Here is a 23001-nt window from a genome sequence, read left to right as displayed (position 1 = left end):
GGCCTGCGGCTGGGCCGCCAGCGGTGGGCGGGGCGCAGGGCGCTGGCCGGCCGGAACCGGGGAAGGCGGCGGCACGGTTCTGGGCGGCGAACCGGGCGGGCGCGCCGCCGGGGCGCCCGCCGGCGGTTGCAGACGGTCCCGCAGGAATTCGTCGCGCTCGTTCATGGGCTCCTCGGGTGCCAGGCGATCGAGCGGCGCTCAGGTGGTTCGTCCGGCGCCAGTGATAAGCGCCACGGCCCAACCACCGACGCCGGATACGGGACCAGTACCGGTCCAGTATCTCCTGCGTGGCTCGGTTTGCCACCGTGCAAACTTAGCAGCGCTTACTGCACCGCGGCCGCGCCGGCGTTGGCCGCGCCCTGAGCACGACCATGCGGGATGGCTGCCACATGCGATGCACACCCTCGGCCCACGTCAGCAAACTCCCACGCGCGTCCGATCCGCTGCGCGGGGTCAGCAGGATCCGGTCGGCTGTGACGCAAGTTGCAGACCCAAAACGGCACGTCGGCCGGGTTGCGGCGCCTTCGCCGCCGAGAAATTTACGGCGCTGCCAGGTGGCGGTTAGACTTGACGAAGTTGGCATGTCAGGCGGGTATTGTCATATCGTTTTACGACTTGTCGAGACCGGTTTCCAGGCCACCGTTCAGCGCTGCACGGACGCATCCCTAACAGGATCATCTCCGCCCTGGGGGACAGCCTATCGAGACAAGACCGAGGGGTCACAGCCCGCAACCTTCGGGTGCGATCCCATCGGGGGCAGCCGTCAACGGCAGCTCGCAACGTTCAGGTGAAGGGTCAGGTGCATATGACGCCCAAGCGCGTCGGGTTATACAACCCCGCGTTCGAGCACGATTCGTGCGGGGTAGCCATGGTCGTCGATATGCACGGCCGTCGTAGCCGCGACATCGTGGACAAGGCAATCACCGCGCTGCTCAACCTCGAACACCGCGGTGCTCAGGGCGCCGAGCCGCGCAGCGGTGACGGGGCCGGCATTCTGATCCAGGTTCCGGACGCGTTCTTGCGCGAGGTCGTGGACTTCGAACTTCCCGAGCCGGGCAGCTACGCCACCGGTATCGCCTTCCTGCCGCAGTCGTCCAAGGACGCCGCTGCCGCCTGCGACGCGGTCGAGAAGATCGCCGAGGCCGAGGGCCTGACGGTGCTCGGCTGGCGCAACGTGCCCATCGACGATTCGTCGCTGGGTGCGCTGTCCCGCGACGCGATGCCCACCTTCCGGCAGGTGTTCCTGGCCGGCGCTTCGGACATGACACTCGAGCGTCGCTGTTATTTGGTCCGGAAGCGCGCCGAGCACGAACTCGGCACCAAGGGGCCGGGCCAGGACGGTCCCGGGCGCGAAACTGTTTATTTCCCAAGCCTTTCCGGTCAGACCATGGTCTACAAGGGCATGCTGACCACCCCACAGCTCAAGGCGTTCTACCTCGACCTGCAAGACGATCGGATGACCAGTGCGCTGGGCATCGTGCACTCGCGGTTCTCCACCAACACCTTCCCGTCGTGGCCGCTGGCCCACCCGTTCCGTCGGGTCGCCCACAACGGCGAGATCAACACCGTCACCGGTAACGAGAACTGGATGCGGGCCCGCGAGGCGTTGATCAAGACCGAGATCTTCGGCACGGAAGCCGATGTCGAGAAGCTGTTCCCGATCTGCACCCCGGGCGCCTCCGACACCGCACGCTTCGACGAGGCGCTCGAACTGCTGCACCTGGGCGGGCGCAGCCTGGCCCACGCGGTGCTGATGATGATCCCCGAGGCCTGGGAGCGCAACGAGTCGATGGACCCGGCGCGTCGGGCCTTCTACGAGTACCACGCGTCGCTGATGGAGCCCTGGGACGGCCCGGCGTCGATCACCTTCACCGATGGCACCATTGTGGGCGCCGTGCTCGACCGAAATGGCTTGCGGCCCTCGCGAATCTGGGTCACCGAGGACGGCTTGGTGGTGATGGCTTCCGAGGCCGGCGTCCTGGACCTGGACCCCGCCAAGGTGGTCCGCCGGATGCGGCTGCAGCCGGGCCGGATGTTCCTGGTGGACACCACCCAAGGCCGCATCGTCTCCGACGAGGAGATCAAGGCCGAACTCGCGGCCGAGCACCCGTACCAGGAGTGGCTCGACCGCAACCTGGTTCCCCTCGAGAAACTGCCGCAGGGCGATTACGTGCGGATGCCCCACGACCGACTCGTCAAGCGGCAGTTGGCATTCGGCTACACCTACGAGGAGCTCAACCTCCTGGTGTCGCCGATGGTGCGCACCGGCGCCGAACCGATCGGCTCGATGGGCACCGACACCCCGGTCGCGGTGCTCTCGCAGCGGCCGCGGATGCTCTACGACTACTTCCAGCAGCTGTTCGCCCAGGTGACCAACCCGCCTCTGGACGCCATCCGCGAGGAGGTGGTGACCAGCCTGCAGGGCACCACCGGCGGCGAGCGCGACCTGCTGACGCCGACCGAGCACTCGTGTCACCAGATCGTTTTGCAGCAGCCGATTCTGCGCAACCACGAGCTGGCCAAACTGGTCAACCTCAACCCCGACGACGAAGTGAACGGGCGCCCGCATGGCATGCGGTCCAAGGTGATTCGCTGCCTGTACCCGGTCGCCGAGGGCGGCGCCGGTTTGGCCGCGGCGCTCGACGACGTGCGCGCGCAGGCGTCGGCGGCGATCGAGGACGGTGCGCGGCTGATCATCCTGTCCGACCGGGAGTCCAACGAGCAGATGGCGCCCATTCCGTCGCTGCTCGCCGTCGCCGGTGTGCACCACCACCTGGTGCGCGACCGGACACGCACCCACGTGGGCCTGGTCGTCGAAACCGGTGACGCCCGCGAGGTGCACCACATGGCGATGCTGATCGGGTGCGGGGCGGCGGCGATCAACCCCTACCTGGCTTTCGAGTCGATCGAGGACATGCTCGACCGCGGCGTGATCGACGGGATCGACCGCGAGAAGGCGCTGAACAACTACGTCAAGGCCGCCGGCAAGGGCGTGCTCAAAGTGATGTCCAAGATGGGCATTTCGACGCTGGCGTCCTACACCGGGGCGCAGCTGTTCCAGGCGGTGGGCATCTCCGAGGACGTGCTCGACGAATACTTCACGGGGCTGAGCTGTCCGATCGGCGGGATCACGCTGGAGGACATCGCCGCCGACGTCGCCGCCCGCCACCAACTGGCCTACCTGGACCGCCGCGACGAGCGGGCGCACCGCGAGCTCGAAGTGGGCGGGGAATACCAATGGCGCCGGGAAGGTGAGTATCACCTGTTCAACCCGGAGACCGTCTTCAAGCTGCAGCACTCGACCCGCACCGGCCAGTACAAGATCTTCAAGGACTACACCCGGCTGATCGACGACCAAAGCGAGCGGATGGCCTCTCTGCGCGGCCTGCTGAAGTTCCGCGGCGGTGTGCGTCCCCCGGTGCCGCTCGAAGAGGTGGAACCGGCCAGTGAGATCGTCAAGCGCTTCTCCACCGGGGCGATGAGCTACGGATCGATCTCGGCCGAAGCGCACGAGACACTCGCGATCGCGATGAATCGCCTGGGCGGGCGATCCAACAGCGGCGAGGGCGGCGAGGACGTCAAGCGTTTCGACCGTGATCCCAACGGGGATTGGCGCCGCAGCGCGATCAAGCAGGTGGCCTCCGCACGGTTCGGCGTCACCTCGCACTACCTGACGAACTGCACCGACATCCAGATCAAGATGGCGCAGGGCGCCAAACCCGGTGAGGGCGGCCAGCTTCCGGGCCACAAGGTATACCCGTGGGTCGCCGAGGTTCGGCATTCCACGCCGGGCGTCGGGCTGATCTCGCCGCCGCCGCACCACGACATCTACTCCATCGAGGACCTCGCGCAGCTGATCCACGACCTGAAGAACGCCAACCCGTCCGCGCGGGTGCACGTGAAGCTGGTCTCCGAGAACGGGGTGGGCACAGTCGCGGCCGGTGTGTCCAAGGCGCACGCCGACGTGGTGTTGATCTCGGGTCACGACGGTGGGACGGGCGCGACGCCGCTGACGTCGATGAAGCACGCCGGCGCACCCTGGGAGCTGGGCCTGGCCGAGACGCAACAAACCCTGCTGCTCAACGGGTTACGCGACCGGATCGTGGTCCAGGTGGACGGCCAGCTCAAGACGGGCCGCGACGTGATGATCGCCGCGCTGCTCGGCGCCGAGGAATTCGGCTTCGCCACCGCGCCGCTGGTGGTGGCGGGCTGCATCATGATGCGCGTGTGTCACCTGGACACCTGTCCGGTCGGCGTCGCGACTCAGAACCCGCTGCTGCGGGAGCGGTTCACCGGCAAGCCGGAGTTTGTCGAGAACTTCTTCATGTTCATCGCCGAAGAGGTTCGGGAGTACATGGCGCAGTTGGGTTTCCGCACCCTCAACGAGGCCGTCGGCCAGGTGGGGGCGCTGGACACCACGCTGGCGCGCGCGCACTGGAAGGCCCACAAGCTGGATCTCACGCCGGTGCTGCACGAGCCGGAGTCGGCGTTCATGAACCAGGACCTGTACTGCAGCTCGCGGCAGGATCATGGCCTGGACAAGGCGCTGGATCAGCAGTTGATCGTGATGAGCCGGGAGGCGCTCGATTCCAGCAAGCCGGTGCGTTTCTCCACCACGATCAGCAACGTCAACCGCACGGTGGGCACCATGCTCGGCCACGAGGTGACGAAAGCCTATGGCGGCCAAGGCCTTCCGGATGGAACCATCGACATCACCTTCGACGGCTCCGCCGGCAACAGCTTCGGGGCCTTCGTGCCGAAGGGAATCACCCTGCGGGTTTACGGCGATGCCAACGACTACGTCGGCAAGGGCCTGTCCGGCGGCCGGATCGTGGTGCGGCCGTCGGACAACGCCCCGCAGGACTATGTGGCCGAGGACAACATCATCGGTGGCAACGTGATCCTGTTCGGCGCGACGAGCGGGGAGGCATTCCTGCGCGGAGTGGTCGGCGAACGCTTCGCGGTCCGCAACTCCGGTGCCCACGCGGTGGTCGAGGGTGTTGGTGACCATGGATGCGAATACATGACGGGTGGTCGAGTAGTGATCCTGGGCCGCACTGGCCGCAACTTCGCCGCGGGGATGTCGGGCGGTGTGGCCTACGTCTACGACCCCGACGAGGAATTGCCGGACAATCTCAACATCGAAATGGTGGAGATGGAGGCGCTGGACTCCGACGATGCCGAGTTCTTGCACGGGATCATCGAGGCGCATGTCGACGCCACCGATTCCGCGGTGGGCCAGCGGATCCTGGCCGACTGGCGCGGGCAACAGCGCCACTTCGTCAAGGTGATGCCGCGCGACTACAAGAAGGTGCTGCAGGCGATCGCCGAAGCCGAGCGTGACGGCATCGACGTGGACAAGGCGATCATGGCGGCCGCGCATGGCTGATCCGAGCGGCTTCCTGAAGTACACCCACCGGGAACTGCCGAAACGTCGGCCTGTCCCGCTGCGGTTGAAGGACTGGCACGAGGTCTACGAAGACTTCGACGAGGGGACCCTGCGCGAGCAGGCGACCCGATGCATGGATTGCGGTATTCCGTTCTGCCACAACGGTTGTCCATTGGGGAACCTGATCCCCGAATGGAACGACCTGGTGCGCAGGGGCCGTTGGCGCGACGCGATCGAGCGGCTGCATGCCACCAACAACTTCCCGGACTTCACCGGCCGGCTGTGCCCGGCGCCGTGTGAACCGGCGTGCGTGCTCGGCATCAACCAGGATCCGGTGACGATCAAGCAGATCGAGCTCGAGATCATCGACCGCGCCTTCGAAGAAGGCTTCGTGGTGCCGCTGCCCCCGGACAAGCTGACCGGCAAGAAGGTCGCAGTGGTGGGCTCGGGCCCGGCCGGTTTGGCCGCGGCGCAGCAACTGACCCGCGCCGGCCACACCGTCACCGTCTTCGAGCGCGCCGACCGCATCGGCGGCCTGCTGCGTTACGGCATCCCGGAATTCAAGATGGAGAAGCGGGTCCTCGACCGGCGCCTGGACCAGATGCGCGCCGAGGGAACCGAGTTCCGCGCCGGTGTCAACGTGGGGGTCGACATCACCGCCGAACAGCTGCGCGCCGACTTCGATGCGGTGGTGCTGGCCGGTGGCGCGACCGCCGGGCGCGACCTGCCCATCCCCGGTCGGGACCTGGACGGTATCCACCAGGCGATGGAGTACCTGCCGTGGGGCAACCGGGTGCAGGAGGGCGACGACGTCCTCGGCCCCGACGGGGAGCCCCCGATCACCGCCAAGGGCAAGAAGGTCGTCATTATCGGCGGCGGTGACACGGGCGCCGACTGCCTGGGCACTGCGCACCGCCAGGGCGCCACCGTCGTGCACCAGTTCGAGATCATGCCCCGCCCGCCGGAGTCTCGTGCCGAATCAACCCCGTGGCCGACCTACCCGCTGATGTACCGGGTGTCCTCGGCGCACGAGGAGGGCGGCGAGCGGGTGTTTTCGGTGAACACCGAGCAGTTCATGGGCGAGGATGGCCGCGTGACGGCGCTCAAAGCGCACGAGGTCACCATGCAGGACGGCAAGTTCGTCAAGGTGGAAGGCTCGGACTTCGAGCTCGAAGCCGATCTGGTTCTGCTGGCCATGGGCTTCGTCGGCCCCGAACGGGAGGGCCTGCTCACCGACCTCGAGGTCAAGCTCACCGACCGCGGCAACGTGGCGCGGGGCGCCGACTTCGACACGTCGGTACCCGGGGTCTTCGTCGCCGGGGACATGGGCCGCGGCCAGTCGCTGATCGTCTGGGCGATAGCTGAGGGCAGGGCCGCGGCTGCGGCCGTGGACCGGTACCTGATGGGCGCGACGGCGCTGCCGGCGCCGGTCAAGCCGACCGCTGTCCCGCTGCAGTAGTCACAAAAGTCACTCCAGAAACACCCGCACCAAAATCGGCGAGTCTGCCACCGTTTGCCAGACGGCGGGTGTCTAATAACCCGTTGTGGGCTTCGTCACACGGGCGAAAGATCGGGGCCTCAGCTGAGCGGAACGATCGCAGGAGTGATCACTGTGCACATCAATCCAGTACCTCGATCACGGATGGGGCGAATCGCCTGGTCCTGGTTTCGTCACCCGGTGAAGAGCCGCGAGTTCCCGGCTAAACACGAGCGCTTGGTAACCGCCGCCGAATTGCTGATCTTCGGGGCGTAGCCACCGGCCCCGCGCCATGGGGCGCGACGCAGAGGGGTTTGCTCAGCGGAGCAAAACGGGGGAAGGTGCTCGGCACCGCGCATGTCCGCGGTGACCGGGTTCATCGACCCAGCAGTCCCGAATCGCGGATGGTCTCGGCCAGCGGTTCCAGGACGCCCGGGTCGTGGGGCGGGTTGATGTAGACGATGCCGAGGTCGAGTTCTTCGGCCGCCAGCGCGGCTGCCTCGTCGATCACCTGCTGGTAGTTGCGTTGTTCGTCCAGGCGCAGGTGGGCCGAGAGCATGATCTCCTTCGGATCGCGCCCGATCTTGTCGCACTCGGCGGCCAGCACGTCGCGCTTGTGCGCGAACACCTCGGGTGGGCCGCCGACGAAGTTCCAGTGCTGCGCGTAGCGCGCGGTGATCGGCAGCGTTCGTTTCTCCCCGCTGCCCCCGATGCAGATTGGCGGGTGCGGGCGCTGAACGCCCTTGGGCTCGTTGCGGGCGCCCTTGAGCTGGTAGTACTTGCCGTCGAAGTCGGTGGTGTCCTCGCTGAGCAAGCTGGTCAGCACCTGGCACGCCTCCTCGAACCGGTCGAAGCGTTCTCGGATGCTGCCCAGCTCGATGCCGTAGGCGCCCGACTCCTCCTCGTTCCAGCCGGCTCCGATACCCAGCTCGAGTCGCCCGTTCGAGATGATGTCGAGCGCGGCGGCCATGTTGGCCAGCACGGCGGGGTGGCGGTAGTGGATGCCTGTGACCAGGGTGCCCAGGCGCAACCGCTTGGTGGCCTGCGCCAGCGCGGTCAGCGTCGTCCAGCCCTCCAGGCAGGGCCCGCTGCTGTCGGAGAAGATCGGGTAGAAGTGGTCGAAGGTCCACCCGGACTCGTAAACGTCGATGTCGTCGGCGGCCTGCCAGACGGCGAGCATGTCGGTCCAGGTGGTGTTTTGGGGTGAGGTCTTGAAGGCGAATCGCATGAAATCGACGTTAGTCGATCTTTATGAAGGGCAACTAAACTCAGGCGCGCGATGAACCACTCCCTCGGACTCGACACCAAGGTCACGCTGCTGGCGGCCGGGCTGATTTTTTTGCTTGCGCTGGTCCTCGGCGTCTGGAAGTACCGGCAGATCATGGCCGCCGACGACCACCGCGCCCATCCCTACGTCGACATCGCGCACCGGGCGGCGTTGCTCTACTCCTTCGCGACGCTGCTGTTGGCGGTCTTCGTCGAGCTGAGCGCGTGGCCGGCGTGGGTCAACCTGACCGCCGCCGGGGTGGTCGTCTTCTTTTTCGTCGGCGCCATCCTCAGCTACATCGGGCACGGGGCGCGGCGTGACACCGTCAACCAATTCGAGAACCCCGTCCCCGGGACCGCGGTCCTGATGGCGTTGCTCATCGCCGGCGAGATCGGGGGCTTTGGCGTGCTGTTCGCCGGATTCGTCGCCGGACAGTTCTGATGGTCCGGCCAGGCACACTGGAGTCATGGATCCCGTAGAGGCCTTGCGGCAAATCGCCTACTACAAGGACCGCAGCCGCCAGGACCCCCGGCGCGTGATGGCGTATCGCAACGCCGCCGACATCGTCGAGGGGCTCGACGACGCGGCTCGGGAGCGGCACGGCCAGGCCAACAGCTGGCAGTCGCTGCCCGGCATCGGACCCAAGACCGCGAAGGTCATCGACCAGGCTTGGTCCGGGCGCGAGCCCGACCTTCTGGTCGAATTACGTTCGGGCGCCGAGGATCTCGGTGGCGGCGACATCCGCGCGGCGTTGCGCGGCGATCTGCATCTGCATTCGAACTGGTCGGACGGGTCGGCGCCGATCGACGAGATGATGGCGACGGCGTCCGCGCTGGGGCACGAGTATTGCGCGCTGACCGACCACTCGCCGCGGCTGACGATCGCCAACGGGCTGTCGCCGCAGCGGCTGCGCGCGCAGCTCGACGTCATCGACAAATTGCGCGACCAGTTCGCGCCGATGCGCATTCTCACCGGCATCGAGGTCGACATCCTCGAGGACGGCAGCCTCGACCAGGAGCCCGAGCTGCTCGAGCGGCTTGATGTGGTGGTGGCCAGCGTGCACTCGAAGCTGTCGATGGATGCCGCGGCGATGACGCGGCGCATGGTACGTGCCGTATCGAATCCGCACGCCGACGTGCTGGGCCATTGCACCGGCCGGCTGGTATCGGGCAATCGGGGCATCCGTCCCCAGTCGAAGTTCGACGCGGAGGCGGTGTTCACCGCCTGCCGCGAGAATGGCACCGCGGTGGAGATCAACTCGCGGCCCGAACGACGCGACCCGCCGACAAGGCTGCTCAAGCTGGCTCTCGAAATCGGCTGCGTGTTCAGCATCGACACCGATGCGCACGCGCCCGGCCAGCTGGACTTCCTCGGCTACGGCGCGCAGCGCGCCCTGGACGTGGGGGTGCCCGTCGACCGGATCGTCAACACCTGGCCGGTCGACAAGCTGCTGGAGTGGACGGGCTCGAATTAAGCCGGCCGCTCAGACCCGTAGCGGTTCGGCGTGCTCGGCTTCCTCGGTGCGGTCGGCGCCCTGGAGCAGGTTGGCGGCGGCGACGGTCGCGCAGATCGCGGCAGGGATGAGCAACGCGTAGCCCCCCAATCGGGCGCCGAACACGATCCCGGCCACGCCGCCGCCGAGGAAGAGCAGCAGCGTGGTTGCCAGGATCGCGGCTTTCCAACTCTTGATGCCATCCAGCCGGCTGCGACCGAGGATCAGCCCGAGGTCGGTGACGGTTCCGGTGAAGTGCGTGGTGCGGATCGCCATTCCGCGGAAGCTCGAAGTCATCCCGTTCTGCAGGCCGAGGGCCGCGGCGGCGAACAGCGCCTGCACCGCGGTCTGCTCGATCCCCAACGCGTCGATCTGTGCCTTGACGATGGTCTCCTCGACTCCGGCCGCGGCAAGCACAAGTAAGGCCGCCTCGAGGAAGAGCACCGCGGCGTGGCGTTTGCCCGCGAGGGAATCGGTGGGTGCGAGGATCCCCCCGGCCGCGGTCGCTCCCGTCAGGAAGCCCACAAAGATCGCGCCGAGCACGTGGCCTTCGTACAGCCACGGATTGGCCGTGTTCATGCCCAGCTGGGTGGTGATCGCGGTCAGGTTCCCCACGGGCAGCGCCAAGATCAGCAGCGCCACGGCGTTGACGAAGCCCGCCGATAAGGCGAGTAGGGCGCTGTAGCCGAGCAGGAGACCCTCGCGGGGCAGGCCGGTGTCGCGGACTTGATGCGGCGGCGGCATCGGGTTCAGTTGCTCACTTTCGAGGTCGGGTTTTCGTCAGCCTAACAACCGGGACGTCGGGCAAGCGGGGCCGCGAGGCCCATTCAAATCAACCTCAAATCATCGAAAAGTCATGTGGGAGAAAACGATTGGTGAAAGCACGCTCAACCCGTCAGTCGGGAAGGTGCGGCATCTCTATACCCGGATCGCGGCCGACCAAAACCGCGGGCGTCAGGGCCGACTTGCCGTACCGATCGCGCACCCGGTCGATCGCCGCGTCGATGGCGAGCCGATTGTCGTCGCCGTCGAAGGGCAGCGCCAGCTGCTGGGCACCGCTGCGATCGATCCCCGACACCGCGAACCCGACCAGCGTCAGCCCGCGCTGCGCGATCAGCGGAGCGGCCGAGGCGACCAAACCCCGCGCGGCGGCCAGGATCGGCTGCGTCGACGACGTCGCCCACGGCAGCGTCCGCGACCGGGTCGCCCGCCCGAAGTCGTCGAAGCGCACCCGCAGCACCACCGTGCGGCCGGTGCGCCCGGCGGCACGCATCCGCCGGGTGATGCGGTCGATCAGGTTGATCACCACCGCGTCGATCTCGTCGGCCGACATCGTGTTGCCGGCTCGGCCGAGCGCCCGCTGCGCCCCGACGGACCGGCGCCGCACACCGGTGGTCACCCGGCGGCGGTCGATGTTGCGGGACAGCGCGAACAGCTGGCGCCCCATGGCGCCACCCAGCAGCGAGGCCAGCGTCGACTCGCTCAGCTCGGCGACGTCGGCGACAGTCACGAGCCCGTGGGCGTGCAGCTTCTCGGCCGTCTTGGCGCCCACCCCCCACAACCGCCGGACCGGCAACGGACGCAGGAAGGCGAGCTCCTGATCCGGCGGCACCAGCAGCAGCCCGTCGGGCTTGGCTTCTTGGCTGGCGACCTTGGCGAGGAATTTCGTCCGGGCGATGCCTACGGTGATCGGCAGGCCGACGCGGTCACGCACGTCGGCGCGCAGGCGCCCGGCGATCTGCACCGGCGTCCCGGACACCCGACGCAGCCCGCTGACGTCGAGAAACGCCTCGTCCACCGAGAGCGGCTCCACGATCGGCGTGCAGTCGCGAAACACCTCGAACACGGCGTCGCTGGCGCGGCTGTACGCGCTCATCCGGGGCGGGACGACGACGGCCTGCGGGCACAGTGCTCGCGCCTGCGCGCCGCCCATCGCGGTGCGCACACCGTAGGCCTTGGCCTCGTAGCTGGCGGCAAGAACGACCCCGCCGCCGACGATGACCGGGCGGCCGCGCAAAGTCGGATCGTCACGCTGCTCCACGGACGCGTAGAACGAATCCAGGTCCGCGTGCAGGATGGACGCCTCACACCGCACGAACATATGTTCGCACGCGCCGGTGACGACTACCGGTGGTGGCGACCCGTCCCCCGCAAGCGGGAGGTGCCCCCATCGCCCGGCTATGCCGCGCTTGCGATCGCCACTTGGCCGATGGTGGCGACCCGCGTCGCCCGGCTACGCCGCGCTTGCGATCGCCACTTAGCCGGATTCGCCGTAGATGCTGGTGACCCAGATGTGGGTGAGCGTGTCGACCACCCGATCCTCGTCAACCGCCGGCGTCTCGGCGGACAACGCCGCCATCATGGTGCGCTCGTTCATCTGGTTCAGCGAGGTTGCGAGGTCCACGGCAGGAATGGTCTCCGGCGCGGCGCCGCGCACGCGTTCCGCGGCGATCATGGCCGCCGTCTGATCGATCCACTTCTGCATGAAGCCCAACCACACCACGCGCAGCTCGGAGCTGGTAGCCAGCGCCTCGGTCGCGGCGCGGGCCAGCCGGCGGTGCGTACTGAACGCCGTGAAGAACGCCTTGATGCCGTTTCGCCACACCCGGCGAGGATCCTCCGGGAGGCGCTGCACCGCGCCGTCGAACTCCGAGTCGGCGCGCGCGATCACCGGTTCCAGCAGCGACAGCAGCACCGCTTCCTTGGACTTGAAATAGAAGTAGAACGTCGGGCGCGACAGGCCCGCACCCTTGGCCAGGTCATCGACCGAGATATCGGCGAACGACCGCTCTTCCAGCAGCCGCGCGGCGGTCGCGAGAATGGCCTGCTCGCGGTCGTCGCCCGAGGGTCGGATGGCACGACGGCCGCGCAGGGCGCGAGTCTGGCCTGCGGTAGTCACGGCCGCTACTTTACACCGTGTCGAAATGTTCGACACCCTGTTGACTATGTCGACATGCCGTTGATAACGTGGCCCCATGACTGAGCACCTTGACGTGATCATCGTGGGCGCCGGTATCTCGGGCATCAGCGCCGCGTGGCACCTGCAGGAGCGCTGCCCGACCAAGAGCTACGCGATCCTCGAACGGCGCGACGACCTGGGCGGCACCTGGGACCTGTTCAAATATCCGGGCATCCGGTCGGACTCGGACATGTTCACACTCGGGTTCCGGTTCAAGCCCTGGCTCTCGGCGAAGTCGATCGCCGATGGCCCCGACATCAAGGCCTACATCAGGGAGGCCGCGGTCGAGAACAAGATCGACCGGCACATCCGCTACCGTCAGCGCGTCCTGGCCGCCGACTGGTCCGACGCCGACAACCGGTGGACCCTGACCGTCGAGTCGGACGGTCAGGAGCGCGAACTCACCTGCTCGTTCCTGTTCGCGTGCACCGGCTACTACAACTACGACGAGGGCTACTCGCCGACCTTCCCGGGCGCCGACGACTTCGAGGGCCGGATCATCCATCCGCAGCACTGGCCGGAGGACCTGGACTACACGGGCAAGAAGATCATCGTCATCGGCTCCGGCGCCACCGCGATCACCCTGATCCCGGCGTTGGTGAACTCTGGCTCCGGTCACGTCACGATGCTGCAGCGCTCGCCGACCTACATCGGCTCGCTGCCCGGGGTCGATCCGTTCGCCGAACGCGCCAACCGGCTCCTGCCGGACCGCCTGGCGCACGTCGCGAATCGGTGGAAAGCCATCGCGTTCAGCACCTTCCAATATCAGCTGTCTCGGAAGGCGCCCGCCTACATGCGCAAGACGTTGATGACGATGGCCAAGCGGCGCCTGCCCGAGGGCTACGACGTCGAAAAGCACTTCGGGCCGCGGTACAACGTCTGGGACCAGCGGCTGTGCCTGGCGCCCGACGGCGATTTCTTCCGCACGATCCGGCATGGCAAGGCGGACGTGGTGACCGACACGATCGAACGGTTCACCAAGACGGGCATCAAACTCACCTCGGGTGAGGAGCTGCAGGCCGACATCATCATCACCGCAACGGGTTTGAACATGCAGCTGCTCGGCGGTGTGAAGCCCACCAGGAACGGTGAGCCGATCGAGCTGACGTCGTTGATGACCTACAAGGGCCTGATGTTCTCCGGCGTGCCGAACTTCGCGATCACCTTCGGCTACACCAACGCGTCATGGACGCTGAAGGCCGACCTGGTCTCCGAATTCGTCTGCCGGTTGCTGAACTACATGGACGCCAACGGGTTTGACTTCGTCGAACCGCAGCATCCCGGCGACGACGTCGATGAACTGCCGTTCATGGATTTCAGCCCCGGCTATTTCCAGCGGGCGATGGACATGCTGCCCAAGTCGGGGTCGCGCGCGCCATGGCGGCTCAAGCAGAACTACTTCTTCGACATGCGCACGATTCGGCGCGGCAAGGTTGCCGACGAGGGCCTGCGATTCGCGAAGAAGCGTGCGCCCGTTGCGGTTTAGGGTCTGACGACAACGATTCCGTCGTCGTCGCTGTAGGCGATCTCGCCGGGAACGAAGGTCACCCCGCCCAGCGTGATCTCGACATCGCGCTCACCGGCACCGGTCTTCGTGCTCTTGCGCGGATTGGTGCCCAGCGCCTTGATGCCGATGTCGAGGCCGCGCAGCGCGGCGGCGTCCCGCACCGCACCGTTGACGACGAGACCCGCCCAGCCGTTGGAGCGGGCCAGCTCGGCGATGACGTCTCCGACCAGTGCCGAGTGCAGGGAGCCGCCGCCGTCGATGACCAATACCCCGCCCGCACCTGGCTGGGAGAGCACCGATTTCAGCAACGCATTGTCTTCGAAACAGCGCACCGTGCTGATGGGTCCGGCGAATTCCGACCGGCCACCGAACTGGCGGAATTGGACGTCGCAGCTTCGTACGTCGGGGCCGATGTCGTCGACGAGGTCGGCGGTGGGCTGAAATGACACGGTCACGTCTGACACCGTAGCGGGTCGGCGGTCAGCGGCGCCGCAGCTGCCGGATCAACAGGATCGCCAGGAGGCTGACCGCCAGGGCGACGATCAACGGCAACCGGGACTGGGTGAGGACCTCCATCGGAGCGTCGGGCGAGACCGGGTTGTTGGCGGCATCCACAGTGGATTTCGCTTGTGCGGCTGCATCTTTGGCGGCCGCGGCGAGGTCACCGTTGCTTTCGATTCGCTGCTGCACCTCGAGGGCTGGCGCGGGGGCCTTTGCCGGGGGCTCGGCGCTCTTGGCGGGAGCCTTCTTCGCCGGCGCTTTCTTGGCGGGGGCTTTCTTGGCCGGCGCCTTCTTCGCGGGGGCTTTCTTGGCGGGGGCTTTCTTGGCGGGGGCTTTCGCGGCCTTCTTGGCCGCCTTGGCCGGAGGCTGCTTCTCCGGCGGCGGGGTGGGTTCGCCGTCGGGCTCGCTATTGGGTTGATCCTGCGGGTCTGCCATGCGGCCGCTCCTCGAGCAATCTCTCAGTAGTTCTCTAGCCCACGCGGGTTCTTCGGACCCATCATGCCAGCACGCACGCGGGTGCCTTTGCCGCCGGTCACGGTCGGCGGCGCACCGCCCACAGGGCGCCCCCGGCGACCAGCGCCACCGCCACCACGACGAACGGCCAGACCGGGACCACCGAATCCCGGCCCCCGGCCGTGCCACCGGCGGCCGGCGGTCCCGGCGTGCCCGTGCCGGGGACCGTCAGCCGAAACGACCAGGATCCGGAGACCACGTGACCGTCCGCGGACGTGACCCGATAGTTCACCGTGTAGGTCCCGGCCGGTCCCAGCGGGCGCAAGCCGACGCCGACCACCGCGCCGTGGACCGTCGGCTCGCCGGCGGACCACACGTTGCCATCGGGCCCGACGACGGTCATGGCCGCGAAGGTGGTCTGCAGCTGTTCATTGAACGTGGCGCTCACCCGCTCGGGACCCGCCGCGAGGACCGCGTTGTCGGCCGGATCGGTGGCCACGCGGGCGGCGTGCGCCGACGCCACCTGAGCGGTCATCGTCGCGATCACCCACAAGGCCCCGACGAATGCGGCAATCGCCAACCGCCTCATGCCCGGCGGCGGATCAGCGCAAGGCAGAGCCCCAGCGCGGCCACGACCAGGGCCGCACCGCCCAACACCCGGGCGGTGTTGTCCGCGGGTTTCGACGGCGGCGGGGCGGACGCCTGGTCGGCCGTGGCCGAAGGCGGGTGGTGGCCGTGGGCCGCCATCGGTCCGGCGGCAAGCGTCAGCGTGGGCGCCGGCTGCTCCGGCTCACCGCCGCCCGGTTGCGGCGCCTGATCCCACTTGACGACCGTGCCATCGGAATAGGTCTGCGTGGCCGGGAAACTGACGGTATCGGTGTCGGGCAGCTTCATCGAGACGCGGAACAGCGCGAACTGATCGACCCCGATGCCCCCGCCCGGCGCGGCCGTCCACGTCACCGAGCGCACGGCGCCCGATGCCGCGTCGCGATCCAAGCTGGCGGTCCATCCCGGGGCGCTTTCGGTGCTCGCGGCGGCCACATTGGGCAGGGCGACGCTCAGCGCGGTGGTCAGCGCGCCCGCGTTCGATTCGTTGGGGACCTGGAAGGTGACGATCGCCATCGCGCCGCGCACCGCGTTGTCGCTGCTGGCGTGGACGTGCGCCCACGCCGCTGGAAGCTGTGCCGCCGACGCGGCGTACAGGGCGAGGGCGGCCGCCGCCGCGACGGGGAGCCGAACCAGCCGCCGCGCTCGGATCGACATGCCGGACCGCCGCATTCGGTTGATCAGCTCAACCCGAGCCGGGCCATCAGGTCCGCCTCGATGCCGTCGAGCTGCGCCGAGATCGCCGCGTGGGCCGCCCGGCGGCGGGTGGCCGGCATGTTTTCCGCGGCGGTGACAGCCGCCGACAGGTCGGTGAGCCGCTCGGTGATGGCCGACGCGAACTGCCGCGTTTCGGCGTCCTTGGGCTTCTTGTCCTGCACCGTCCGCAGGGACCTTTCCGCCCCGGCGATCCGGGCGGACAGCTGCGCGCCGTGGCCGGAGAACCGTCCGATCTGTGCCAGCGGGATCCCGAGTTGATCCGCGCGACGCTGATCGATCAGGGCGCGCGCCGAAACGGCGGCCCGGTAGATGACGGGCGTGAGGATCGGCGCGAGCAGCCGGGACACCGTGAGCACACGGCGAATCCGGGTCGGCGAGAAGATCTTGCCTTCGCGCGCCGCCTTGAGTTCGGCCTCGGCGACTTTCAGCGCGTTGCGGTCGCTGTCCCGCTGCGCCTTGATCTGCGCCCTGAGGGCCTTGGCCTCCGCCCGGTGGGCGGCCTTGTACCGGCGGGTCTCGTTCTTGGCGGCGAGCTTGGCCTCCAGCTTGGCGCGAGCCTTGATCGCACGGGCTTCGGCGCGACGCGTCGCGCGGCTCTTTCGCTTGCGGAACAGGCCCATACCCTCGCCGCCTCCCCGGTCTCTCGTGGACTATCGCTCTCGGGCGTGCGCGATCCCGTGAGCCAACCCTAATCGGAATGGGCGGGCCGGAGGCCTCCAGGTAGGGGCCGGGGCGGCCGGGCGAGGGCCCGGGCTCCCGCTAGGCGTCTAGGTGCTCGGCGCGACGCAGCTCGTTGACCCGCTGCATGACCTCGTGTTGGGCCTCGGGGGACAACTCGGATGCGCGCAGCGCGATGCGGCGCACACCGTCGTCGCGCATCGTGGCGAGGACGGACAGCTCCTTGTCGAGCTTCTCGTAGTACTCGTCGTCGGTGAAGTAGGCCGGCTTGATCCGGAAGAAGTTGGCCAACGCGGCCATGGTCGCCCCCGACGGATTGGTGCGGTTCCCCGAACGCAACTGCGACAGGTAGGGAGCCGACATCGTGATGCCCTCCGCCTTGAGCGCCGCGATCACTTCAGCGGAGGTGTGGGGTCCCCGTCCCGGGGGATACACCGTGTCGAACAGGCGGTTCAGGCGAGCAGCGAACGTCGTGCTCATTGGATATGACCTCCACTGGGCTGTAGAAGTGAACTATTACCTAGGTGTATTTGCTGATCATGGTAGCGGGGGATTGTGTCCGGAAACAGGTGCAAACCCCCCCGGATTCGGTCCAGGCGTAGCTGGTGCTTGCCGATACCGCACTTGACGAGCGTCCAACTGATTCGCTGGGGTGTCCACTAAATCGGCGAAACTCACAGGTTATCCGCAGAATTCGACATCCGTTCCAAAGTGGCGGGCCGGACGCGGCGGGGCGGGCCAAGTGTAGGATGGGCGCGTGCTGGGCGGTCGCACCGCAACCGGACAGCAATTTATGATTGCTTAACGCCTTATTTGCTGTCGGACGCCATCTGTGGGCGGAAAACGCCCTTCCGAACCGCCCGGATAAGTGAATCCGGGTTCGGCGGCACCGTCGCGACGGCCGCATCTGCGGTGCCGTCGCGCCGGCCTTCGAGTACCGAATCCAGGGAAGTGAATGGCCCGCGGCGGCGCGCCGCAAAGCGGTCGCGGGCGGTTATGCAGCGTCGTTCACCCCGATTCCGGCGGGCACACGTTCGCGCGCGACTGCTGCTGAAAAAGACGTCGATCTTCTAATTCACGCCGAAGTAAATGGCTATGCCGCGAGCAGCATCGCCAGAATGGCGGTATCGGGATGGCTGATGGGATCGACTCCCACGCGGCTGACCATCGACGTGATCGTGCCGTCGGCTTCCGCTTCCACCCAGGCCGCTCGATGCTCGAGTCCCAGGTATGGCAATCCGGGGAGCAGGACGCATCCCGACGCCGCGCCGTTGCATTCCGGCAGGGACGGCGTGGTCTCCGAGGGCGGGTGCAACATCAGCAGCGCGGGGGGCTGATGGTCGGCGAAATAGCCTGGCTGTATTGCCGATTCACCGAACACCGTGCCCTCGGCGAGCACCAGGCCGACCGTACCCGGCTCGGGCTCCTCGGGCAGTTCCTCGCGGGCGCCGAACACCGTTGTCGTGGAGAGCAATCCGGGCAATGACGCGACCCGCACCGCAACCATCAGCAATTGGGCCCACTCTTTGGTCGAATCGGGCCAACGCCCGGAAATCACGAACCCTTTCAGGGCACCACGAGCATGGAAAGGGGAAACCCCTATTGGGCGGTCAGACCCAGTCTCCATTTCGACCTCCGCGACGCCTCCGTCCGATTAACCACGCTGGTAACTCGAATAATCAAGGATGCCTGCGGGTTCGGTGCCGTGCAACCCGACACGGCCAAAGGCGCACATGTTCTCGGAATGCCCAATTCGCAACCGCGCAAACGACAAGGGCGCCGCGCGGCCGCGCGACGCCCGTGCCGATAAAGACCGGAGTCAGCCGAAGATCAATCCGTTGGTCTTCGACGTGGCGGCCGCGTACCGCTTCTGCACATCGGCCCAGTTGACGACGTTCCAGAACGCCTTGACGTAGTCCGCCTTGACGTTCTTGTACTGCAAGTAGAAGGCGTGCTCCCACATGTCGACCTGCAGCAGGGGAATGATGCCGAGCGGGACGTTGGCCTGCTGGTCGTAGAGCTGGAAGGTGAGCAGCCTGTTTCCGAGGGTGTCATAGCCCAGGACCGCCCAGCCCGAGCCCTGAAGCCCATTGGCGGCAGCGCTGAATTGCGCGCGGAATTTGTCGAACGACCCGAACGCGTCGTCGATCGCGGCGGCCAGCTCTCCGGTCGGCTTGTCGCCGCCGTCCGGCGACAGGTTCTTCCACCAGATCGAGTGGTTGACGTGGCCGCCGAGGTGGAACGCCAAGTTCTTTTCGTTCAGGAAGATCGCGGCGTGGTCATCGTTGGCGCGCGCCTCTTCGAGTTTGGCGACGGCGTCGTTCACGCCCTTGACGTACGTGGCGTGGTGCTTACTGTGATGGATCTCGTTGATCTGACCAGAGATGTGCGGTTCCAACGCTGCGTAGTCCCAGTCCAAATCGGGCAGGGTGTATTCAGCCACGGCGTTCCTTTCTTCGATTGTCTTCTAACGCTCATACGCGGGCCTGCCAAGCGGCAGCCAGCCGTAGACAACCCTGCTCCATGACTGCGCGGACCGCAAGAATGACCGCGATGAGCCGGAAGGCGAATACCCGTTCAGCGTCGATTCAAGACAGAACGATGAGAAGCAGAACCGCGAGCAACGCCAGCGCGATGAGCCCGGCGCGCAACGCCGCGACGCTATAGCTGTGATTCCACGCGGGCGAGCCCGAGTACGACTTCGATGGGGCCGGGGAACCCGGACCGAACGAATGCGTGGCCATCAACCGCCTTTCACCCGCTCCTCACCTCGCGGTAGTGAGGTGAGTCACAAATATTTTTGCGCGAACGCGATCATAGCGCTTCAAGACGGGCTTGGAAAATGACACTCTGAGCTGCGGGTTGCCGCTGACCGTCGAGGGCGCCATCGCGGGGCGGGCCACAGCGCAACCTGATGATGCTTAGCAAGACAATCCATTTCGCTCAACGACCGTTCTGGGCTGTCTATCGCGTGCGTAAACGCCGCGGTGTTATCCACATGTGCAACCACGGCTAGCCGATAAAGCTGTAGTAACGCTTCCCTTACCCAATACCCGCATGTGGATAAACCTGTGGAAACTGTGGATAGTCGGGACCGGCGAATAGATAGCCGACGGCTCGGCTCGAGCCATTCCTGAGCGCCCTGCGGCCCCCCACAGCTCGCCGCACGCGGAGCCCATCGTCGCGAGGCTACGCTGGTCCGGTGATCCAGGTGTGCTCCCAATGCGGCACTCGGTGGAACGTGCGTGAACGGCAGCGCGAGTGGTGTCCGCGTTGCCGGGGAGCCCTGATGGCGCCGCTGGTGGACACGGCGGCGCCCGACCCACGGTGGGGCCCGCTCAATGCCGCGCCTGCGAGCCGACCGGCCGCGGGCAGGGGTTGGCAGCGCACCCCGCCGAGGCTGCCGCCGGGCTTTCGCTGGATCGCGGTCCGTCCCGGCGCCGCGCCGCCTCCCCGGCGCGGGCGGCGTCCCCTCGGCCCGACTCCGCGCTACGCCGTGATGCCGCGATGGGGTCTGGCCGATCGCGTCGAGCCGACGGCCGCGACGGCCGGAGCTCCCACCCGGCCCGGGCCATCGACACCGATGATTCGCACCACGTTGTTCGTGAGCGTCCTCGTGCTCGGCATCGCCGCCCTGATCTATGTCGTGCGCTACGTGTTACTGATCGTCAACCGGAACACCTTGCTGAACTCCTGGGTCGCGGCCGGCGCGGACTGGCTCGGCGTTCTGGCCAGCGTGGCCGCGATCGCGGCGGTGCTCGCGTCGGGGGCGATGCTCATTCTCTGGCTGATCGCCCGGCGCGCGGCGGTGTTCGCGCATCTTGGCCTGCCGGAGCCGCGATCGACTCGGGCGTTGTGGGCGGGATGCGTGGTGCCGCTGGCCAACCTGCTGTGGGCGCCGGTTTACGTGATCGAGCTGGCGATCCTGGAGGAGCACTACGCGCGGATCCGCCGCCCCATCGTCGAGTGGTGGCTCGCGTGGGTCGCCAGCTATCTGGTCTCGGTCTTCGCCATGGCGACCAGCTTCGCCAGGGACGCCCAAGGCATCGCGAACAACACCATCACGATGGTTTTCGCCTACTTGCTCGCGGCGCTGACGGTCGCCGCGGCGGCGCGGGTCTTCGAGGGGTTCGAGCGCAAACCGGTCGAACGTCCGGCGCACCGCTGGGTGGTGGTCTCCGAAGATCGGGCGCCGACGCCGGGTCCGGTTGAGTTGGAGGGGCAGGAAGCGGCAGCATTACGCGTATGACGTGGGCCGAGGAGGTGCTCGCCGGGCACCCCTATGTGGTGGCCCACCGCGGCGCATCGGCGGCGCGGCCCGAACACACGCTGGCCGCTTATGATCTCGCGCTCAAAGAGGGCGCCGACGGCGTGGAATGCGACGTGCGGCTGACCCGGGACGGCCACCTGGTGTGTGTCCACGACCGCCGGTTGGACCGGACGTCGACCGGGGCCGGCCTGGTCAGCACCATGACCCTCGCCGAGTTGCGCGAGCTCGAGTACGGGGCGTGGCACGACAGCTGGCGGGAAGACGGCACGCACGGCGACACCAGCTTGCTGACGCTGGACGCCCTGGTGTCGCTCGTCCTGGACTGGCATCGGCCGGTGAAGCTCTTCATCGAGACCAAGCACCCGGTGCGGTACGGCTCTCTGGTCGAAACCAAGCTGCTCGCGCTGCTGCACCGGTTCGGCATTGCCGCGCCCGCCTCCGCCGACCGGTCGCGTGCGGTGGTGATGTCGTTCTCCGCGGCCGCGGTCTGGCGGATCCGCCGAGCCGCGCCGCTGCTGCCGACCGTGCTGCTCGGCAAGACCGCGCGCTACCTGACCAGCGGCGCGGCCACCGCCGTCGGGGCCACCGCCGTCGGGCCCTCACTGTCGACGTTGAAGGAATATCCGCAACTCGCCGATCGCGCGATCGCCCAGGGCCGCGCCGTGTATTGCTGGAACGTCGACGAGTACGAAGACCTCGACTTCTGCCGGGATGTCGGAGTGGCCTGGCTCGCCACCCATCACCCCGGCCGCACCAAGGCCTACCTGGAGAACGGGCGGGCCGGCGCGGGCGGCTAGTCCGGCGGAGCCGTGGGCACGGGCCCGTCGGCGGCCAGCGCCTCGAACAGCCGGCTCGCCTCATCGTGGTTCCACACCACCACCGATCCGACGTCGCCACTGGTGAATTCGCCGATGGGGACGGTCAAAGTCGTGGGCGAGCCGTGCAGCCCCCAGCCGAGGCGGGCCAGGTCCCACACGTGGTCGCCGCGGTCAACGGTCAGGGCGTCGGCCGTCGCGCGCGGCACCGAGTACCAGCGCCATGGATTGAGCCACACCGCGGGGCGACCGGCGGCGTGCAGCAGCGCCGCCACAAACTGGCGCTGATTGACCATCCGGTCCAGGTCCGCTCGGGGGGTGGCGCGCGTCCTGACGTAGCCAAGGGCGTTGCGGCCGTTGAGTTTCTGGCAACCCGCGGGCAGGTCGATGCCGGCCAACGGATCGTTGAGCGGCGTCGTCGGGCATACCGTCACCCCGCCGAGCGCGTCGACCACGCCGGCGAATCCGCCGAATCCGATTTCGGCGTAGTGGTCCAGGCGTAACCCGGTGGCCTGTTCCACCGTTTGCGTCAGCAGGGATGCCCCGCCGATCGAGAAGGCGGCGTTGATCTTGTCCTTGCCGTGGCCGGGGATCGGAACGTAGGAGTCGCGCGGTATCGACACCAACGTCACCCGCCCGCCGGACCACAACGCGGGCAGGTGCACCAGCAGGATGGTGTCGGTGCGACTGCTGCCGATGTCGCCGCCGGTGGCGAGGTCCTCCTGCTGCTCGGGGCTGAGTCCCTGGCGGCTGTCCGAGCCCACAAGCAACCAGTTGGTGCCGCGGCCGTGCGCGGGCCGTCCGGGGTAGAGCCTCCCGAACCGCGCACCGAGCCGTCACAGGTCATTCGGCGCGGGGCGCCCCCGCCGG

Annotated in this window: 19 protein-coding genes and 1 pseudogene; 7 read left to right on the top strand and 13 right to left on the bottom strand. The window is 67.5% G+C overall.

The features are described from left to right. The first annotated feature begins 805 nt into the window (after positions 1 to 805). Positions 806 to 5389, top strand: a complete 4584-nt coding sequence (gene gltB, locus A5681_RS20275; RefSeq protein WP_067279263.1) for a glutamate synthase large subunit — start codon at positions 806 to 808, stop codon at positions 5387 to 5389. Beyond that, on the top strand, positions 5382 to 6848 hold the full coding sequence (locus A5681_RS20270) for a glutamate synthase subunit beta (protein WP_067279260.1): 1467 nt from the start codon (positions 5382 to 5384) through the stop codon (positions 6846 to 6848). The genes gltB and A5681_RS20270 overlap by 8 nt, the downstream gene beginning before the upstream one ends. A 394-nt stretch (positions 6849 to 7242) precedes the next feature. Here the strand turns inward: A5681_RS20270 and A5681_RS20265 are convergent, their stop codons facing one another. After that, a complete protein-coding gene (locus A5681_RS20265) occupies positions 7243 to 8094 on the bottom strand; it encodes an LLM class F420-dependent oxidoreductase (protein WP_067279257.1) in 852 nt (283 codons plus the stop codon). A 51-nt stretch (positions 8095 to 8145) separates the two neighbouring features. On the opposite strand from A5681_RS20265, the gene A5681_RS20260 reads away from it, so the two are divergent. Together A5681_RS20260 and A5681_RS20255 are read left to right on the top strand one after the other, a co-directional pair. Further along, positions 8146 to 8574, top strand: a complete 429-nt coding sequence (locus A5681_RS20260) for a hypothetical protein (RefSeq protein WP_067279253.1) — start codon at positions 8146 to 8148, stop codon at positions 8572 to 8574. Between the two features lie 25 nt (positions 8575 to 8599). Continuing rightward, complete coding sequence (locus A5681_RS20255; protein ID WP_067279250.1) at positions 8600 to 9607, top strand: PHP domain-containing protein; 1008 nt, start codon at positions 8600 to 8602, stop codon at positions 9605 to 9607. Positions 9608 to 9616: 9 nt separating this feature from the next. Here A5681_RS20255 and A5681_RS20250 read toward each other — a convergent pair whose 3' ends face one another. The 3 genes from A5681_RS20250 to A5681_RS20240 form a co-directional block, all read right to left on the bottom strand. After that, the gene (locus A5681_RS20250) at positions 9617 to 10369 is read right to left on the bottom strand and encodes a YoaK family protein (RefSeq protein ID WP_067279247.1); all 753 of its coding nucleotides are present in this window, start codon (positions 10367 to 10369) and stop codon (positions 9617 to 9619) included. Between the two features lie 151 nt (positions 10370 to 10520). Continuing rightward, on the bottom strand, positions 10521 to 11726 hold the full coding sequence (gene dinB, locus A5681_RS20245) for a DNA polymerase IV (protein WP_067279245.1): 1206 nt from the start codon (positions 11724 to 11726) through the stop codon (positions 10521 to 10523). A 156-nt stretch (positions 11727 to 11882) separates the two neighbouring features. Beyond that, positions 11883 to 12524, bottom strand: a complete 642-nt coding sequence (locus A5681_RS20240; RefSeq protein WP_067279240.1) for a TetR/AcrR family transcriptional regulator — start codon at positions 12522 to 12524, stop codon at positions 11883 to 11885. 76 nt (positions 12525 to 12600) lie between these two features. Between A5681_RS20240 and A5681_RS20235 the strand changes: the two genes are divergently transcribed. Continuing rightward, entirely contained in the window at positions 12601 to 14070 is a 1470-nt protein-coding gene (locus tag A5681_RS20235; RefSeq protein ID WP_067279237.1) for a flavin-containing monooxygenase, read from the top strand. Here the strand turns inward: A5681_RS20235 and rraA are convergent. The 8 genes from rraA to A5681_RS20195 form a co-directional block, all read right to left on the bottom strand. Then, positions 14067 to 14546, bottom strand: coding sequence for a ribonuclease E activity regulator RraA (gene rraA, locus A5681_RS20230; RefSeq protein WP_067279235.1), 480 nt, complete (start codon positions 14544 to 14546; stop codon positions 14067 to 14069). The two genes, A5681_RS20235 and rraA, sit on opposite strands and share 4 nt — an antisense overlap. A gap of 25 nt (positions 14547 to 14571) precedes the next feature. Beyond that, on the bottom strand, positions 14572 to 15027 hold the full coding sequence (locus A5681_RS27995; protein WP_067279232.1) for a nucleoid-structuring protein H-NS: 456 nt from the start codon (positions 15025 to 15027) through the stop codon (positions 14572 to 14574). A 97-nt stretch (positions 15028 to 15124) separates the two neighbouring features. Next, positions 15125 to 15634 carry a copper resistance CopC family protein gene (locus tag A5681_RS20220; RefSeq protein WP_067279228.1) on the bottom strand — a complete coding sequence of 170 codons (510 nt, stop codon included), beginning with the start codon at positions 15632 to 15634 and terminating at the stop codon, positions 15125 to 15127. After that, positions 15631 to 16308: a YcnI family protein gene (locus A5681_RS20215; RefSeq protein ID WP_067279270.1), complete on the bottom strand. Its 678-nt coding sequence runs from the start codon at positions 16306 to 16308 to the stop codon at positions 15631 to 15633. Before A5681_RS20215 ends, A5681_RS20220 begins: the two co-directional genes overlap by 4 nt. Positions 16309 to 16331: 23 nt before the next feature. After that, on the bottom strand, positions 16332 to 16988 hold the full coding sequence (locus A5681_RS20210; RefSeq protein ID WP_067279225.1) for a DUF6474 family protein: 657 nt from the start codon (positions 16986 to 16988) through the stop codon (positions 16332 to 16334). Positions 16989 to 17127: 139 nt separating this feature from the next. Next, entirely contained in the window at positions 17128 to 17526 is a 399-nt protein-coding gene (locus A5681_RS20205) for a helix-turn-helix domain-containing protein (protein WP_067279222.1), read from the bottom strand. 613 nt (positions 17527 to 18139) lie between these two features. Continuing rightward, positions 18140 to 18673, bottom strand: coding sequence for a hypothetical protein (locus tag A5681_RS20200; protein ID WP_046186040.1), 534 nt, complete (start codon positions 18671 to 18673; stop codon positions 18140 to 18142). A 192-nt stretch (positions 18674 to 18865) separates the two neighbouring features. Further along, entirely contained in the window at positions 18866 to 19489 is a 624-nt protein-coding gene (locus A5681_RS20195; RefSeq protein ID WP_067279219.1) for a superoxide dismutase, read from the bottom strand. Positions 19490 to 20248: 759 nt separating this feature from the next. On the opposite strand from A5681_RS20195, the gene A5681_RS20190 reads away from it, so the two are divergent. Together A5681_RS20190 and A5681_RS20185 are read left to right on the top strand one after the other, a co-directional pair. Continuing rightward, entirely contained in the window at positions 20249 to 21295 is a 1047-nt protein-coding gene (locus tag A5681_RS20190; RefSeq protein ID WP_082968456.1) for a DUF4328 domain-containing protein, read from the top strand. Continuing rightward, positions 21292 to 22113: a glycerophosphodiester phosphodiesterase gene (locus A5681_RS20185; protein WP_067279216.1), complete on the top strand. Its 822-nt coding sequence runs from the start codon at positions 21292 to 21294 to the stop codon at positions 22111 to 22113. Before A5681_RS20190 ends, A5681_RS20185 begins: the two co-directional genes overlap by 4 nt. Here A5681_RS20185 and A5681_RS20180 read toward each other — a convergent pair. Further along, a pseudogene (locus tag A5681_RS20180) lies at positions 22110 to 22940 on the bottom strand (LCP family protein); the annotation flags it as partial. The gene A5681_RS20185 and the pseudogene A5681_RS20180 sit on opposite strands and share 4 nt — an antisense overlap. Positions 22941 to 23001: the final 61 nt, after the last annotated feature.

It is taken from the genome of Mycobacterium scrofulaceum (genome assembly GCF_001667885.1).
Taxonomy (GTDB): domain Bacteria; phylum Actinomycetota; class Actinomycetes; order Mycobacteriales; family Mycobacteriaceae; genus Mycobacterium; species Mycobacterium scrofulaceum_C.
This window is presented reverse-complemented; position numbering and strand designations above follow the sequence as displayed.